This is a genomic window from Leptospira neocaledonica (genome assembly GCF_002812205.1).
Taxonomy (GTDB): Bacteria; Spirochaetota; Leptospiria; order Leptospirales; family Leptospiraceae; genus Leptospira_B; species Leptospira_B neocaledonica.
In genome coordinates, this window is the sequence record NZ_NPEA01000003.1 from 363,416 (window position 1) to 380,500 (window position 17,085).

At 38.3% G+C, this 17,085-nt stretch carries 17 protein-coding genes; 9 read left to right on the forward strand and 8 right to left on the reverse strand.

Going from position 1 to position 17,085, the window contains the following annotated elements:
• Positions 1-11: 11 nt before the first annotated feature.
• From dnaN to CH365_RS06615, 4 genes are all read right to left on the reverse strand, one after another.
• The gene (gene dnaN, locus CH365_RS06600) at positions 12-1,133 is read right to left on the reverse strand and encodes a DNA polymerase III subunit beta (RefSeq protein ID WP_100767787.1); all 1,122 of its coding nucleotides are present in this window, start codon (positions 1,131-1,133) and stop codon (positions 12-14) included.
• Positions 1,134-1,457: 324 nt separating this feature from the next.
• Positions 1,458-2,765, reverse strand: coding sequence for a chromosomal replication initiator protein DnaA (dnaA, locus tag CH365_RS06605; RefSeq protein ID WP_100767788.1), 1,308 nt, complete (start codon positions 2,763-2,765; stop codon positions 1,458-1,460).
• Between the two features lie 314 nt (positions 2,766-3,079).
• Positions 3,080-4,027 (reverse strand): hypothetical protein, encoded by a 948-nt coding sequence (locus tag CH365_RS06610; protein WP_100767789.1) that lies wholly within the window; start codon positions 4,025-4,027, stop codon positions 3,080-3,082.
• A gap of 17 nt (positions 4,028-4,044) precedes the next feature.
• Positions 4,045-4,968 carry a branched-chain amino acid transaminase gene (locus tag CH365_RS06615; RefSeq protein WP_100767790.1) on the reverse strand — a complete coding sequence of 308 codons (924 nt, stop codon included), beginning with the start codon at positions 4,966-4,968 and terminating at the stop codon, positions 4,045-4,047.
• 110 nt (positions 4,969-5,078) lie between these two features.
• Between CH365_RS06615 and mnmG the strand changes: the two genes are divergently transcribed.
• Entirely contained in the window at positions 5,079-6,965 is a 1,887-nt protein-coding gene (gene mnmG / locus CH365_RS06620) for a tRNA uridine-5-carboxymethylaminomethyl(34) synthesis enzyme MnmG (RefSeq protein ID WP_100767791.1), read from the forward strand.
• A gap of 266 nt (positions 6,966-7,231) precedes the next feature.
• A complete protein-coding gene (locus CH365_RS06625) occupies positions 7,232-7,537 on the forward strand; it encodes a hypothetical protein (protein ID WP_125226294.1) in 306 nt (101 codons plus the stop codon).
• Positions 7,538-7,671: 134 nt separating this feature from the next.
• Here the strand turns inward: CH365_RS06625 and CH365_RS06630 are convergent, their stop codons facing one another.
• Positions 7,672-8,412: a hypothetical protein gene (locus CH365_RS06630; RefSeq protein ID WP_100767793.1), complete on the reverse strand. Its 741-nt coding sequence runs from the start codon at positions 8,410-8,412 to the stop codon at positions 7,672-7,674.
• Positions 8,413-8,722: 310 nt separating this feature from the next.
• Here CH365_RS06630 and CH365_RS06635 point away from each other — a divergent pair, with 310 nt between their 5' ends.
• From CH365_RS06635 to CH365_RS06655, 5 genes are read left to right on the forward strand one after another with little or no spacing between them, the layout of a single operon-like run.
• Positions 8,723-10,183 carry a M20/M25/M40 family metallo-hydrolase gene (locus tag CH365_RS06635; protein WP_100767794.1) on the forward strand — a complete coding sequence of 487 codons (1,461 nt, stop codon included), beginning with the start codon at positions 8,723-8,725 and terminating at the stop codon, positions 10,181-10,183.
• 1 nt (position 10,184) lies between these two features.
• On the forward strand, positions 10,185-10,976 hold the full coding sequence (locus CH365_RS06640) for an RsmG family class I SAM-dependent methyltransferase (RefSeq protein ID WP_100767795.1): 792 nt from the start codon (positions 10,185-10,187) through the stop codon (positions 10,974-10,976).
• Positions 10,951-11,712 carry a ParA family protein gene (locus CH365_RS06645; RefSeq protein WP_100767796.1) on the forward strand — a complete coding sequence of 254 codons (762 nt, stop codon included), beginning with the start codon at positions 10,951-10,953 and terminating at the stop codon, positions 11,710-11,712. Before CH365_RS06640 ends, CH365_RS06645 begins: the two co-directional genes overlap by 26 nt.
• Entirely contained in the window at positions 11,712-12,593 is an 882-nt protein-coding gene (locus CH365_RS06650; protein WP_100767797.1) for a ParB/RepB/Spo0J family partition protein, read from the forward strand. The genes CH365_RS06645 and CH365_RS06650 overlap by 1 nt, the downstream gene beginning before the upstream one ends.
• 35 nt (positions 12,594-12,628) lie before the next feature.
• On the forward strand, positions 12,629-13,054 hold the full coding sequence (locus CH365_RS06655) for an acyl-CoA thioesterase (protein WP_100767798.1): 426 nt from the start codon (positions 12,629-12,631) through the stop codon (positions 13,052-13,054).
• Here the strand turns inward: CH365_RS06655 and CH365_RS06660 are convergent.
• The 3 genes from CH365_RS06660 to CH365_RS06670 are packed head-to-tail and all read right to left on the reverse strand — an operon-like array spanning position 13,051 to position 14,881.
• Positions 13,051-13,554, reverse strand: a complete 504-nt coding sequence (locus tag CH365_RS06660) for a YaaR family protein (RefSeq protein WP_100767799.1) — start codon at positions 13,552-13,554, stop codon at positions 13,051-13,053. The two genes, CH365_RS06655 and CH365_RS06660, sit on opposite strands and share 4 nt — an antisense overlap.
• Positions 13,551-13,898: a bactofilin family protein gene (locus CH365_RS06665; RefSeq protein ID WP_008589609.1), complete on the reverse strand. Its 348-nt coding sequence runs from the start codon at positions 13,896-13,898 to the stop codon at positions 13,551-13,553. The genes CH365_RS06660 and CH365_RS06665 overlap by 4 nt, the downstream gene beginning before the upstream one ends.
• The gene (locus tag CH365_RS06670; RefSeq protein WP_100767800.1) at positions 13,898-14,881 is read right to left on the reverse strand and encodes a M23 family metallopeptidase; all 984 of its coding nucleotides are present in this window, start codon (positions 14,879-14,881) and stop codon (positions 13,898-13,900) included. The genes CH365_RS06665 and CH365_RS06670 overlap by 1 nt, the downstream gene beginning before the upstream one ends.
• A 119-nt stretch (positions 14,882-15,000) precedes the next feature.
• Between CH365_RS06670 and CH365_RS06675 the strand changes: the two genes are divergently transcribed.
• Together CH365_RS06675 and serS are read left to right on the forward strand one after the other, a co-directional pair.
• Positions 15,001-15,807, forward strand: coding sequence for a TatD family hydrolase (locus CH365_RS06675; protein WP_100767801.1), 807 nt, complete (start codon positions 15,001-15,003; stop codon positions 15,805-15,807).
• On the forward strand, positions 15,800-17,053 hold the full coding sequence (gene serS, locus CH365_RS06680) for a serine--tRNA ligase (RefSeq protein WP_100767802.1): 1,254 nt from the start codon (positions 15,800-15,802) through the stop codon (positions 17,051-17,053). The genes CH365_RS06675 and serS overlap by 8 nt, the downstream gene beginning before the upstream one ends.
• Positions 17,054-17,085 lie beyond the last annotated feature (32 nt).

A 17,085-nucleotide genomic window follows, 5' to 3' on the forward strand; every position in this document is an offset into this window, starting at 1 on the left:
GATCTTCTCTTTTAAATTTTCATCGGCATGATTACCGATATAAAATCAGGATCGGAAGGATCCTTAAATACAACAGGGGAACTTGAATCACTGAATTCTATTCTGAACTCATTATCATCAATCGACTTGAATACGTCAGATAGATATTCACCTTTAAATGCAACGGTAACCTCATCTCCAGAATATTCGATTGGCATATTAATACTAACCTCGTTCACTCCTTGTGTTTGAGCGTAAAAGTTAATATTATTTTTAGTGAATGTTAAACGTATCTGACGCGTAGGTTCTTCTGCAGCGATCAATGCTTGTCTAAGATAGATTTGGAATCCTTCCTTTGGAATTACAGCACTGAACTTAGAAGACTTAGGAATTACTTGCTCATAATTCGGGAAATTACCTTCGATCAATTTACAAAGTAATTCAATCTGATTTGCATTCACATAGATTTGATTGTCTATAATTCCGATCTTTCCTGTTTCTGCAGTCGCGATCATTTTAGAGATCTCTCTGATTGCCTTAGAAGGAATGATCACTGAATCTTTAAATTTCAATGTAGTAGAAAGAGGCCTTTCTATTTTACATAACCTTCTGCCATCAGTAACTGCAAAAACAAGCTTATCTCCTTTAGGGACCATAAATAATCCATTGAAGATATATCTTTGGTCTTCATGAGCAATTGCATAAGAAGTTTTACGGATCATCTCTGCAAACATTGCAGTTGGAAAATCAGAGATATTAGATGCATCCACTTTAGGAATGGTCTTAATCTCTTCTGCATCCATTCCATTCAGTTTGTTTTTATAATCATTTTTCTTAGTAGCGTCGGTGATATAAGTAATACTTGAATCAGCATCGCCATCTTCAGTTGAGAGTAAAGCCTCTTCAAAGTGAATGGTTTTAAAAATACTGGATAACTGTTTTGCAGGTAATGAAATATCTCCGGATTTGTCTACTTGAGCATTTAATGATGTTTTAATAGATATTTCTAAGTCAGTCGCAGAAATAGATACGGAAGAAGTTTCAGCTTCTAATTTTAAGTTGGAGAGAACAGAACGTATCTCTCTAGCAGAGATTACTCCCTCTACAGCGTGAATCGCTTTTAGGAATTCGGATGTGTTCACTTTGATCTTCAATTTGCATTCTCCATTTATATAGGTGATCTATATATAGATTCTTATATATGTACTGTTGTAGTACTTGTACCTGTGCATATGTAGATAAGAGTCATAACTCTTTAGATAAGGGAAATATGTCGCATATATATTGAAAAGTACAATTTCCAAGAGCCGGAAAAAACTCCTTCATATCTGTTATAATAACCTTCAAAACCAAAGTCTTAAGGGACAATAATTTTGTGTTATGTCTTATTTACTTGTTACACATAGAATATTAACTATTTATTTACATGTTATCTATAGGTCTATGTCGCTTACAGATAAGAGTTGAAACTTATTTTTTTATTGGAAACGGAATCGATTTAGGACTTCTTCCACTTTAGTGGAAAATTCTTTATCATCTTTTATCTTATTTTCGATGTTACGAACTGCATGAATCACAGTGGTATGTTCTGCAGAAAACATTCTTCCAACCTGACTTTTATTCAGTCGGAAACCTTTGTGCAATACATACATACAGAGATGTCGAGGGATCACATACTCCGGCTTTCTGCTCTTTCCCATCACTTCATTCGGATCTAGGTTATAAAGAGAAGAAATATGTTCGATAACCTTATCTTGGCTAAGTTGGAAATTCTTTTTACGGAAGATACGATTTTTCAGTATCTCTTCTATCATTGATGTGGTGAAGAATAGATGAGAGAATGCTCTCTTATGAAGGGCTAAATCGTTTAAAGCTCCTAAAAGTGCACGAGTATCATCTTCGATCAGATCTGCAATGAACTGTATATGTTCTTGGGAAAGTCCCAAATTCAAAATTTGACAGTTCTTTTCCAAAATACCAACTCTGATATCTCTATCAGGAGGTTGGATATCCGCCTGAACCCCTGTTACAAATCTGGATTTTAATCTTTCATGCAAAGGAAGTTCGGAACTAGGACGATCCGATGCGATCACTATCTGTCTTTTTCTTTCAAAAAGAAAATTGAAGATAGAGAAGAACTCTTCTTGGGTCTTCTCCGCTCCCGTATTTAGAAGTTGGATATCATCGATCAATAAACAGTTATAAGATTGGTACTTAATTTTAAAAGATTCGATCGAATCTCTGGATTGCAGAGCGAATAAAAACTCGCTCATAAACGATTTTATATCTATATAATGTACTGTTTTCCAAGGTTCTTTTTTGAGAATTTCAGAACCTATTGAGTGTAAAAGATGGGTTTTACCTACCCCTACTTTTCCAAATAAATAGAGCGGATTGATCTCTGCAGGATTTTTTACACATTCCATGGCAGCGCTGAAAGCGAGACGGTTTGTGTTTCCTACGATAAAATTATCAAAAGAGTAATCCGGATTAAAAGAATAAGACTTATCTTTGAATTTTTCCTGAAGAACTTCGTTTAAGTTAGAAGCTGCTTCTAGAACGATCTCGACAGGGACTCGATTTCCACTAGCTCTAAAGATCGCTTCTTCTATATGATTCTGGTATTTTTTCTCAACGTGAGTTTTTATATTAGAAGATGGAGCTATGAGAATGCAACGATCGTCTGTTAAACTCTCTAATTGTAAGGTATATATGAACTTATCAAAGTATGTGGGGGGAATTTCCTTGGAAACTTCCTCTAATACACGCTTCCAACTAGGATCCAAACGAAACTCCAAAGATAAAAATCCAAAACGCACCGACGACTTTATGTATACGAAACTCGTATTTGTCTCGGAAAAGAAAAAACTGAATTAGGAAACGGTCCGAAGGACCATCCGACGAGATTACACTATTTTTCTTCTGTCAGTCGCATACAAATGAAAATTCGGAAATCGAAAAAGAAACATTAGGAAAAACACAGTGGATTAGTGATAAATAAATCATTATGTCACTTAGTATATTTACTAGTATTTTGCTCATTTAACCGTTGTTAAGCGAAGTGACTAGTGGAGAATTTAAAGAAAATATAAAGAACTCTTTATTTTTGTTCAAGCAGTGTGAGTTCGTGGATAAGCAATGATAGGGAAATATTTTCCTGCCCATGTACTCTTTCGTGTAATTTTTCCTTAAAACGAAAGACTGCTTCCATCTTTGGAAGATTGGAATCGAAATCTGATTTAGAAAATTCCTGTAATAATAATAATCCGATTAGATCTAAGAAGTCCTTAAAAGAAAAATCTTCCTTCCAATCAGGATGTTCTTCTTTGTATTCCAGTATCCACTCTTCTAATCTAAGATAATCCAATGGTTGTCTTAGATTTCCGCTTATTCTTTGCGAAATTTGTTCTAAAACGTTAGGCGGACAATCAAAGGATACCATACTTCCCCCCTTTGCTGGAAAGTATGGTATAGAATTTTTATTATGTAGCTCTTTGATCACTTGTTGAGGAAGGTAACCGAAAGGAATACAAACTGCTCTACTCACGATTGTCTCTTTCAATTGTTCCAAGTCGTTTACAATAAATATAAAACGAGTGAAGAAGGGGGCTTCTTCCAATGACTTTAAAAGGGCGGTCTCTGCTTCGTTACCTATCAAAGATGCATCAGGTATAATGATAAATCTTGTCTTGGAGAGGTGAGGTCTATAGTAAAGTCTTGTGCGGATCAACCAGCGGATAGTGAACTCTTCAGGATTATCTTCTTTGCCGATAGCGATTTGTTTATTTTTCTCTAATGGGAACCAAACTATATCCGGATGAGAATGATGCATGAACGCTCTGCAAGAAACGCAGTTTCCACAAGATGTTCCTTCTAAACAAAGGATATGTCTGATAAATCTTTCGACTGCGGATTCTTTTCCGGTTCCTTCCGGCCCATGAAAGATAAGTAAGGGAGGAAGAAGATCAGGTTGTGAGGAGTATTTTTTTAAAAATACTAAAGCTCTTTCCTGACCTTGGATTTCCTCGATGCCGAATGCAGAAGACATGTTCCTTTTATTAAGGATTAATAAACAGGAGTCAACCAGTGTTTGTAGTTTTGGTTTTTTCCAACTACAAGATCGAAAAATGTGGACTGCAACTTTTTAGTAATGGGTCCCATTTCACCGTTACCGATCTTTCTCTTATCTACTTCGCTGACCCAAGCGATCTGCACTCCGGTTCCGGAGAAGAATATTTCATCAGCGATATAAAGTTCACTTCTTGTGATATCTCTTTCGATGATTTCATATCCTGAATCTTTTGCGAGTTGTAAAACGGAACGTCTTGTGATTCCTTCTAACAAAGAAGAAGAGATAGAAGGAGTGATGATCTTTCCGTCTCTCACTAAGAAGATATTTTCTGCAGAACCTTCACTTACGAATCCTCTTCCGTCTAAGAAGATCGCTTCGTCATATCCGTTCTGAACTGCTTCCGATTTTGCAAGAGCAGAGTTTACATATCCACCGGAAACTTTGGAGAGAGTAGGGATGACAGTATCATCGAACCTTCTCCAACTAGAAACCATAGTAGTCAGTCCACGTTTGGTATCTAAGTAATCATCTAACTCCAAAACATAAATTGCAAGTTCAGTAGGAACATCGTGGAACCTAGGAGAAAGTTGCAGAGCAGAAGTGTAGATGAAAGGTCTAAGATATACGTTCCTTCTGTATCCGGATTGTTTCAGCAGATCTAAGGTTATGTCACGGAGTTCTTCCGGAGTTTTTGTGAACTGCAACTGCATGATCTTTGTAGAATTCACAAGACGTTTATAATGATCTAAGATCCTAAAAACATATAAGTTATCGGAACTAGAATCATAATATCCTCGGATACCTCCGAAGACTGTGGTTCCATATTGTAAGGCGTGAGTTTTGATGTTTATATTTGCTTCTGACTCCGGGACTATTTTTCCTTCGAAGTAAGAGAGTTTCTTGATGGATTCGGGCATGTACAGGGAACCTGAAAGTGATACTATTGATTACATGATTCTAAGCATAGGCTCTACTGTCGACTAATGATCGATCTTGCGAAGAGCTTATGCAGGAGTGCTAGGTCTGAATGAATTCTTCTTTTTTTCCCAATCAATTTGATTGTGTTGTGGTCGGCGCAGGTCACGCAGGCTCCGAGGCTGCCTATGTCTCATCTCTTGGTGGTGCTAGAACTTTACTCATCACAATGAACTTAGATACGATCGGACAAATGTCTTGTAACCCTGCCATCGGTGGGATTGCAAAAGGACATATGGTTCGAGAAGTAGATGCACTTGGTGGTTTGATGGGAAAGGTCATCGATGCTACAGGTATCCAATTCAAAATGTTGAATACATCAAAAGGTCCGAGCGTCTGGGCACCAAGAGCTCAAGCGGAGAAGAAAGAATACCAACTCAAGGTAAAACATACACTTGAATCTATTCAAAACTTATCCATCAGACAAGATACGGTAGAAGATCTTTTGATAGAAGAAGATCGTATTGTTGGAGTTCGGACGGGAAGAGGTTTCGAAATTTTCACGAATCATGTGATCTTAACTACCGGAACATTCTTATCTTCTATCGTTCATATAGGAACTTACCAAAAAGAAAATGGAAGATTCGGAGAACCTACAGTCAAAGGTCTCTCTCATTCGCTTGCTAAGTACAATTTGAAATTAGGAAGATTAAAGACTGGAACTCCTCCGCGGATTCATAAAAATTCCGTGGATCTTTCTGTGATGAGCGTGCAAGAAGGTGATCCGGAACCTTCTCCTTTTTCTTTTTCTACAACTAAGATCACTCGTAAACAGGTCCCTTGTTATATTACTTATACGAATGAAAAAACTCATCAATTGATCAACGAGAACATTCATCTTTCTCCAATGTATTCGGGTCAGATCAAATCGACTGGGCCTAGATATTGTCCTTCCATAGAAGATAAGGTTGTTCGTTTTGCAGATAGAGAAAGACATCAAATCTTTTTAGAACCGGAAGGTTACGATACACAAGAGATCTATCTAAATGGAGTCTCGACTAGTCTTCCGGAAGAAGTGCAATGGAGACTAGTACGTTCCATTGCGGGCCTAGAAGAAGCAGAAATCTTAAGACCCGGATATGCAATCGAATATGACTATGTAGATCCAACTGAATTAAAACCAACTTTAGAAACTAAAAAGATCAAGGGTCTTTATCATGCAGGACAGATCAACGGCACCACCGGCTATGAAGAAGCTGCAGCCCAAGGTTTGGTTGCCGCTTATAGTGTACTTTCTTCTTTAAGAGGGGAGGAGCCGATGTTATTCTCTAGAGGAGAATCTTATATCGGAGTTCTTGTGGATGATCTAGTTCATAAAGGTGTAGAAGATCCATATAGAATGTTCACATCTCGCGCGGAGCATAGACTTCTTCTGAGACAAGACAATGCGGATCAAAGACTTATGAAGTACGGATACAAGATGGGTCTTGTATCCGAAGAAACTTTCAATGAAATGACTGGCAGATATAAAAAGATCTCTGAAGTTAAGGAGAAGATTCAATCTACTCCACTCAAACCTCTACCTGAATTCGAAGCCTTATTAGAAAGAAAGGGAATTCAAAGTTTAAAGTACGGTTCGAAGTTGGATTCGTTTCTAAAAAGACCAGAGATTGCTTTCGAAGATGTTAAGTTCCTAGTGCCTGAGTCTGAAGAGTTAAGTGTTCAAGACAGAAAGGTAATCGAGATGGAAATCAAATACGAAGGTTATATCAAAAGAGAACAAGATACTATCGATTGGAAGAATAAATATCTTACTACTCTAATACCTGAGACGATCGATTACTCTTTAGTGCCTGGTATTAAGAAAGAAGCCATCCAGAAACTTACAAAACATCGTCCTTTAAATTTAGAAAAAGCTGCTCAGATCTCTGGGGTTGATCCGAGTGATATTGATATGCTTCTTTTCTATATCAAAGGAAGAAAGCCGAGTCCGGTTTAAACTTCTCTGAAGTCTACTGATGAAACGAAAAACCCCGGGTTGCCTCGGGGTTTTTTATTTTCTTTTGCTGATTGTTATATTTGGTAAATTAATATGAAACCGCGTGTTGGAATTCCAACGTTTCACGTGAAACGTTTTTCTTAAAAAACACTGTCGTTCTATATGATCCCTTCTAACTTTCCATCAATTCACATGAATCCAGATCAAGTAAAAGGTGCAGAAGGGATGCTTTTATCTTTTCTAAAATGGGACATTCAGTTGCCGCAGTGGAACCACTTCAAGAATTCAGACAAGCTGGAGCTCATTTATATTCTTCTGATAAGATAAAATGGGTAGATGATTCGCTACCAAGTCTTGCTAAACTTTCAAAACTAATCGGCATCTTTGCTTTTTCATTTCTTAATGGTCCAGCCGGTAGAGGAACTTATGTGTTTCCGACAGATGGAAAGAGAAGTATTGATCAGGCTTCAAAATTAGGTCTTAAGAATTTACTAATTATAGAAAACCAACCTAGCTTAATGAAGAACAAAGAAGATGTTACTTGGACTAGGCTAGTCTTTCGGAAGATATAAGAGCTTCTCGAAAAAAGTCCGAGTTCTTGAAGCCCGACTTTACTACTTGTCGATGACCTAAATTTTTGAGCGGACTATAAAAAAGGGAGAGCAGATGCCCTCCCTTCTATCCGTTTCACGTGAAACGCGGGTGATTATTTTCCGTAAACAAGCTCGTGAGTTTTTTCAACTGCCCATTTATCTCCCTGCTTGATCAAAAAAGTGAATTGTTGCAAACGATTCTCTTTGTCCCAGATTAATCGGTTCATTCTCTCAATCGTTCCTTGAACATTCATTCGACTCAGAAGTTTTCCGTTTGAATCGAAAGTCAGAACAGTGGATGCAGCTTGTTGTTTATCTTCATTATAAATATTCTGTTGGAATAGTCCCGGCTTGTTCGGGTCCTTAATGATCGCAAATCTTTCAGTAAGTTTTGCATCTGTCCATTCAGTTTGAGCTTCTTTCACCAATCCATTTTCACCCCAAGAGATGATCGTGCAGGTAAGTATATTTTTTCCATTCTTATCTAATAACTCGATAGAAGAGAGAACTCCAGCTTTATTGTATCCGAAGTTTTTAGATTCAAGATTCACTCCATCTTTATTATAGAGTTCTTCTTTTAAGATTTTTCCATCTTTGTATATGAACTTGGTAAACCCATCTGGCTTTCCATCTTGTCCGATATAGTTTTCCTTAATCAATTTTCCGGAAGGATCATACTCGTACTTTGCAGTATAGATTAAATTTCCTTTGGAATCTTTTACTAGTTCTTGGGTAGGTCCGCCCTTTTCGAAACCTAAAATGATCCTATCAGTGTGGGACCATTTTCCCGGAGTGAAAGAATGGATCGGGCTGATGCAGAAGATAAGAACGAAGAAGAATACTCTTTTTAACATGGAGATTACCTCCTTCTAGACATCGACTATTTAGGAAAAATGTTAAGAGTCTTTTTAGGAAATTTGAATGGGTTTCTTCTGTAATGATACCGGATCAAGATCAGATATTGAGGTCTTTTCTTTTTGTGGTATCTGTAAGACTCTTGGAATCTCATTTTATTTCAGTCGGAAAACCTACATAAATTATAACATTCCCATCTCGGAATCAAAGGAAAACTCCTTGCAGAGGTTCAATGACGGAATAATTTTTTACGGGCTTCTACACCGAAAACATTAGAAGCCAATAAAGAAAGATTAGTGGAGAGGAAATATGTCCCTCAAAAAATTCGGGATCACGGTCCTTGCTCTTATTGCGATCTTTTTAATTTATACGATCGCATTCACAGAAAAAGGGATCAAACCCATCCAACCGGAAGCAACTATTCCTAACTTAGATTACTCTGCTCTGAGTGAAGAGGCCGCAAAAGATCTACAAGCTTATATCAAGATCGCAACGATTAGAGGTAGAGAGAAAGAAGGTGCGGTCTTTTTAAAATCTATCCTAGACAAGAGAGGAATTCCTTCTCGCATCATTGAATATCCTGGTAAGCCGGACAGAGCATCTCTACTCGCTGAGTTGAAAGGTAAAGATACAACTAAAGAAGGTTTAATACTCACAAGTCATATTGATGTTGTAGAAGCGGACGCAAAAGACTGGGATGTTCCACCATTCTCCGGAGTAAGGAAAGGAGATAGAATTCATGGAAGAGGTGCAGTGGATGTTAAGGGCCTTGGTATCATGCAACTATATGCATTCTTACTTATTCATGAGAAGAAGATCCCGTTAGAAAGAAACTTAATGTTTCTCGCGATTGCAGATGAGGAAAGTCGCTCGGAACACGGAGCTAGATTCTTAGTTGATAAACATAAAGAAATATTCAACGGATACGAATACGTTTGGAACGAGGGCGGAACTGGATCCAAAGATATAGCAATCAAAGGATCTAAAGTATTCAATATACAGCTTGCAGAAAAAGGTGCAGTGTGGTTGGACTTAAAAGCTAAATCCATTCCGGGGCACGGAAGTACTCCTCCTGTAACTTATGCTGCAAAGTCCATGGTAGATTTCTTACAAGAAGTGCAAAACATCGGAAACAAAACTATGATTAAGGATGAGACTGCTGCATTCTTCTATTCATTAGGCGGCATCAGTAATTTTCCCGACTCATTTGTATTAAAGAGATCTAGAAATCCTGTACTCTTTCTGATCTTAAAAGGTGTGATCAACTCTAATCGACATCTTAGAGCGATGACTAGAAACACCGTGAGTTTAACAGGTATCGATAGTCATCCAATCGGTATGAATGTAATTACTTCTGAGACAACAGGATCTTTAGATATTCGAATTCTTCCAGGACAAGATGAGAAAAAGATCTTCGAAGAAGTAAAAGCACTCGGGGAAAAATACGGAGTAGAAGTTAGCGCTCGTCACTTAGAGTCAGGAAGTATTTCTCCAATGGATGGATTATTGTTTAGAGTTCTTGCGGGAACTGTGACTGCAGTGGAACCAGGATCGATTGCCACTCCATTCTTATCACCAGGAACAACAGACAGTTCTTATCTTAGACAGATCGGATTAAAATGTTACGGACTCATTCCTGCATTACTTTCCTCAGAGGAGATAGATGGAATTCATGGTAAGAACGAGAGCATGAGTGTTCCTCAGCTCAAGATGGGAATTGAAATTTTATTCAAGTCCATCATCGAATACAATCACCAAGTCGCAAAGTAGAATGACAGAAACAGAGACAAGACATCCGGACTTCAGCCATGATTCGGATGGGATCCAAGCAGCGTTAAGATATAGATTTCCAAAAAACGCAGAACAGATTCTTCCCTTATTCGATTGGGAGCTTGTCTCTTTATTCTTATCCTTCCTAAAAGAGAAGAACCAAGCAGGCGGGTTTTTCTCTAAAAGAGATACAAACGAAATATTAGATCGTCACGTTTTAGAATCTATCTTTCATATTTATAAGATCCATTGCATGATAGGATCGTTTAACAAAATGAAGGTGGGAGATGCAGGCACGGGTCCAGGCATACCGGGCTTCTTCTTTCGTTGTTTAGTGGAGAAGGAAAGGCCTAAGTTAGTTCTATTAGATTCACAAAGAAGAAAACTTTCTCACACAGAAAACTTTGTAAAAGAAAACAAGATTGCTGGTGTTGATTTCCTTTTTGCAAGGGCAGAGGACTGGAAAACCGACTGGAATTTAGGTGTTTCTAGAGGCTTTGTGCCTTATCCTTGGAGTGCAGAAGTCTTATGTAGATGTATTATAAAAGAAGGATATTATGTCCCATTCATAGGCAAAGACGAGTTTGATGCAAAAATTGAAAAGAAGATCTTAACTGATAGTGGTTTTGAAGTTGAGAAAACTGTCTTTTTGCCTGAACTCGACTTTTTAGGCATGCGACATATTAAATTCTTGAAAAAGGTCGGATCGGCAAGGCAAGGTATCCCTAGAGCTTGGAAGCTCCTCGAGAAGGAGAGCAAAGAATTCTATGGGAAAGATAGTATCCATAAGTAATCAAAAAGGCGGCGTAGGAAAGACTACTACCTCCATCAATCTTGCGGCAAATCTAGCTGCGATCGGTAAGAAAGTATTGATCGTAGATTTTGATCCACAAGGTAACTCGGGATCCGGTTTAGGATTCGAAATCAACACTCTCCAAAATACTTCTTACGAACTTTTGATCGGAGAATCTTCGGCTGCAGAATGTATCAAAAGAACTGATATCGAAAACCTTCATATCATTCCTTCTAATATCAATTTATCTGGTGCGGAAGCGGATCTATTAGGAGAAGAGAATCGTGAGTTTCGTTTAAAAGATGCGATCGGTCATTTGAGAACCGAGTACGATTATATCCTGATCGACTGTCCACCTTCTCTTGGTGTTCTAACTATCAATGCTCTGTCCGCGGCCGACAGCGTGATGATCACTCTTCAAACGGAATATTTCGCTTTGGAAGGACTGACTCAGCTTATGAAGATCATCTCTCTGGTTCAGGAAAAATTGAATCCTTCTCTGGAGCTCGAGGGCGTGCTGCTGACTATGTTCGACAAGAGAACTAATCTTGCTCAACAAGTGGCAGAGGACGTTAAGTCTTATTTTAAAGAAAAAGTATATACTACTGTTATTCCAAGAAACATCAAACTATCCGAAGCCCCTTCTTTTGGTAAGTCCATTCTTTCCTATGATCCGGAAGGGATTGGCGCTCAAAGTTACAGAAGTCTTGCATTAGAAGTAGCCGGTAAAAATTAATGAGTGCTAGCGCAAAACCGAAAGCATTAGGAAGAGGACTGGGGAATTTAATTCCTGTTTCGGAAGAAAGGTCTTTTAAAGAAGCAGGCGGAGAAGGTTCGCTCAAAGAAGTAAAACTTTCCGAGATCCGTCCAAATCCTGACCAACCAAGAAGAACTTTTAACGAAGAATCTTTGCGTGAACTTGCTGAGACTATCAAGGCTCATGGAGTGATCCAACCGATCGTAGTGAAAGATGTCGGTTCAGGATATGAAATCATTTCAGGGGAAAGAAGATACCGTGCGTGTAAAATTGCAGGCTTCATCAAGATCCCGGTTGTAGTTAAAAAAGCAAATGTCCAACAAACTTTGGAAATGGCTCTTATCGAAAATATCCAAAGAGAAAATCTAAATCCGATCGAAGAGGCTTTAGCTTATAAGACCCTTTCCGAAAAATCTGGATTAAAGATTACTGATATTGCATCACGCGTTGGCAAGAACCGAGCCACTGTTTCGAACTTAATTCGTCTTTTACAATTGCCTGATTCGGTAATGGATCTGGTAAAAAATGGAAGAATATCCGAAGGTCATGCAAGACCACTTCTCTCCATCGCGGATCGTAAAAAATCAGAACAGCTTGCTTATCAAATTGCGGAGAAAGGTCTTACAGTCCGTCAGGTCGAAGATATAGTCGCAAATTTAACGGAAGAAGCTCCAGTCCGAGAGAAGAAAAAATCCAAACGTAAAGAAGTGGATATTGTAGAACTCGAAAACAAATTCCGCAAAAAGTATTCTATGAAAGTGGATATCACTCATAATTCTTCTTCCGGGAAAGGAAAACTCAGCATTGCTTATCCAAGTTTGGATGCTTTACAAAAGGTTTTAGACGCCTTAGGTTTATAAGGCCGTTTAAGAATATTGGTTATCAAAAATAATCCATGAGCTCAAATGATCCGGAATTCTATTATACTCTAAGAGTTCGTTATTCCGAGATAGATGCACAAGCTGTCGTTTTTAACGCACATTATCTTACGTACTTTGATACTGCTCTGAATGAGTACATGAGATTTCTAAAATATGACTATAAGGGCGAATTAGAGAAGAATGGTCTAGACTTCGTAGTTACTCGCTCACTGATAGAATACAAATCGCCTGCAAGATTCGACGAAGAATTAAAAGTTTATGTAAAAGCAGGAGAGATCAAACCTGCTAGTATCCTTTGGAATATACAGGTCCGAAAATTATCGGACGATAGTTTGGTCTGTAACGGAGAATTAACCTGGGCGTTTTTATTATTAGAATCCAGAAAACCGGCAAAACTTCCGGAAGTATTTAAGAATTTAGGCTCTAAAAGCCTATCTTAATTCATTAGGTCTACCAATAGACCGCGAATATCTTCCATTCTTTTCATTAAATCAAAAGTAGAATTTTCAGGATGAATGATAAAGTCCGCTAGAGTTTGGATTTTATCGTCTACAATCTGGACTACTTGGTAAACTTTCTCTGAACCACCTCTGGCTCTGGTGCGTAAAGTTTCTAAACTTGTATTTCTATCTAGAACTTCCTTCAAGATACCTTGAACGATTCTTTTGTAAACTTCCAGATTTGCATATGTAGGAGATTTTAAAAAATTTCTTTCAGCATCAGGAAGATCTCTAAGTAAAGAATTTAGATCTCTTGTTCTTTCCTGATTATAAGGAAGAAGATGTTCTACCAAATCAAAAAATTCACTCTTAGAATCCGGGATCTGGGAATCGGATACGGAACTTGGTACAGGTTGGTATAAGGAAGAACTTAGAGAAAGTCCGAACTCTTTTTTTCTACGTGATTCTGTGCGAGGGTCTTTTTGGGATTGGATCTTCAATGAGTGGTCGGGTTAATCTTACAATTTCCCTCGAATTGTACTCCCTCTTCCATAACTACCTTTGGAGTGATAATATCACCTTTCATACGGCAGCTAGCGAGTAGAGTCACTCGTTCCGACGCGAATATATTCCCATTAATTTCACCGCCGGCAACGACAATACGAGCTTTAATATCCGTATCGACGATTCCGGTCTTTCCGATTAGGACTTTTCCGTCGGTTTTTATAGTTCCCCTAAAAATACCGTCAATACGTAGAAGTCCGGAAAGTTTGAAGTCTCCGCTGAATTCGGCGCCTTCGCCGATGATGCTATTTACTGCTAATTGCTCTTCTGTATGGGCCATCAGTCTTGGATCTGGTTCAAGAATGCAAAAGGATCGATCGCTCTGGTACCCACATGAATTTCATAATGAAGACTGTACTGAGGACTGTTTTCCGATTTTCCAACGAAGCCTAATACTTCGTTTTTGGAAATTTGCTGGTTCGCTTTCACTTTTACACGATCCAGATTAGAGTAAATCGTTTTCCAACCGAACTTGTGACCGACTTTCACAAAATATCCTGTGTTACGAGTGTATCCAATCTCGTAAACAGTACCAGGTGCAGTCGCCACAACTTCGGATCCGGCAAAAGCACCGATATCCAATCCGTTATTGAAATCCCTACGAGCAGTAACCGGATTTAGATATTCTCCATACGGATAGAGAACATATCCTTTTACCGGCCAAATCGACGGAGTCTGACGGATAAGATTTTTACGTTTTTTTAATATACTTATGATTTCTTGGGTAAGTTCGTTCGCTACTTTAAGATTATGAACGTCTTCTTTCAGTCGGAATACTTCTGCACCCGGTGCTAAGTTTCTGTCGGAACCAAGGGAAAGTTTTTCAGCTCCGCCGATCCCTTTCGCAACCTTGGAATTATCTCCAGTTAATCTTCCGTATAGGGCACCCACGTGATTGTGGTAGTACTCAACGTGTTCATGAAGACCGTTAATCTCTTCTTTCATTTTCGCCGACTGACGAATGAAGTCTTGGTTGGATAAGTTCAACTCTGTGAGCTGGTGAATAGATCCAGAGTGGCTAAGAACGTTGATAGAGCTGATAAGAAGAAGAACTAAAATAGTTCCGATGAAGATGGTGATCGCTCTGTAAGAAATATGAAAGTTGATCGTCTTTTGTTCAGAATGAGGAATCACCATGACGGTGAGACGTTCTTTCCCCTTCTTATTCCAATTTGCTATTTTGATATCTAGCTTTAGCTTCAGATCTTGGTATTTGTATCTGAGCCTATAATAAAGTAGTGCAAGATAGGATTTAAGATTCAAGCTATTATGTCCCAAACCAACGAGTTTCCCCGTTCCGTTGTTATGCTGTAAGGATTCTAAAAAATTCTCTTTTCAGTCAATACAAATCATGAAAACTGCCTTTTAAAAGCCGTTTTCATATGTACTCCATCATCGACACTCACTGCCACTTAGATATAATACAAGAGCAAGGGCAGGATATTGCAGAATCAGTAAAAAAAGCAAAAGAATCTGGTATAAAAAAGATCGTCCAGATCGGCATCGACCTTGAGAGTTCAATTAGAGCGAAAGGTTTATCTGAAAAATTTTCAGATGAAGAGATAGAAATATTTTATTCGATCGGATGCCATCCAACTGAGACTCATGAATTTCCTAAAAAAGAGGAAATTTTGACACTAGTCAAAGAAAACGTGACGGACCAAAAGTTATCCGCGATTGGAGAGATCGGATTAGATTATTACCACGATGCTTCAACTAAGGCTTATCAGGCGGACGTGTTGCATTCTTTCTTAGAAGCTTCTTCTCAGTATTCTCTTCCTGTTGTTATCCATTCTAGAGATGCGGCGGAAGATACCGTTTCTATTTTGAAAGAACATAGAGACAAGGCATTTGGAGTGATCCATTGTTTTACCTATGATTATCCGACAGCGAAGAAGTTGGTGGATCTAGGATATTATATTTCTTTCTCCGGGATCCTTGCCTTTAAGAATGCAAGAGATATCCAAGAGGCCGCCGAAAAACTTCCTTTGGAAAGTATGCTGATTGAGACGGATGCACCGTTTCTTGCACCTCCACCTTTTCGTGGAAAAAGAAATGAGCCATCTTATACTAAATTCGTTTTAGAAAAAATGTTTTCTCTTAGAAAAGAATCCAATGCTCAGGTAGAAAAAACTTTGTATAATAATTCCTTAAAATTCACGCAAAGGAAGGCGTACCATCATGATTGATCTGAAATACATTACCGATAACACAGAAGAATTAAAATCCAATCTGGAACTGAGAGGTTTCAAAGACTTAGCGGTTTTAGACCAACTTGCGGATATCATCCAAAAGAAAAAAGTTCTTCAAAAAGAAGCTGATGTATTCCGTGAAGAAAGGAATAAAGCAAGTAAAGAGATCGGAAAAGTGAAACAGGCAGGCGGAGATATCGCAGCTGCTTCTGCCGCAGTAAAAGAGATAGGAGATAAGATCAAAAAGATAGAAGATGATCTTGAATCTCTAGAGTCTAAACTTTTGGAAATCAATTTAGGTCTTCCTAATATTCTGGATAAAGACGTTCCTGTAGGTAAAAACGAACACGATAATAAAGTTTTGTACGAAGTAGGAGAAGTTCGAGACTATAAATTTACTCCTAAACCTCATTTCGAATTGGGAGAAACATTAGGCTGGTTCAATTTTGAAAAGGGAACAAAACTAGCGGGTGCAAGGGCCTACACTTATTTCGGAATAGGCGCTAAATTGGAAAGAGCCCTTGCGAATTTCATGTTAGAGACTCATACTACTGAACATGGTTATACGGAAGTTTGGGTGCCTATTATGGTAAACGACGAATGTATGACTACTACCGGACAATATCCAAAGTTTAAGGACGAATACTATAGATTAGAAAGAGATGAACTCAATTTAATCCCAACTGCAGAAGTTCCTTTAACAAATTTGTACAGAGATGAAATCATTTCGGAAAATTCCTTACCTATCTCTATTACTGCTCATACTTCCTGTTTCAGAAGAGAAGCCGGTTCGTACGGAAAAGATACTAGAGGTCTAGTTAGAGTTCACCAATTCCAAAAAGTGGAACTTGTGAAATTTGCGCGTCCCGAAGATTCCGAAGAAGAACATAAGAAGATGCTTTCTCATGCGGAGAATATCCTGAAAAAATTAGGGATTCGATATAGAGTTATGTTATTGTGCAGTGGAGATATTTCAGCTGCTTCTTCTAAGACATATGATCTGGAAGTTTGGATGCCTGGTTTAAATCGTTGGATGGAGATTTCATCTGTTTCTAATTTTAAAGATTTTCAAGCAAGACGTGGTAAGATTCGCTACAAATCCAAAGAAGGCAAAAATCAATTGGTCCATACTTTAAACGGTTCTGGTTTGGCGATCGGTCGAACTTTGGCCGCAGTTATTGAAACTTATCAAAAAGAAGATGGCACAATAGACTTTCCTGAAGTTTTGAAAAAATATCTCTGATTTTTTCTTCGAAAAAGTATCAGGTTTTTTCT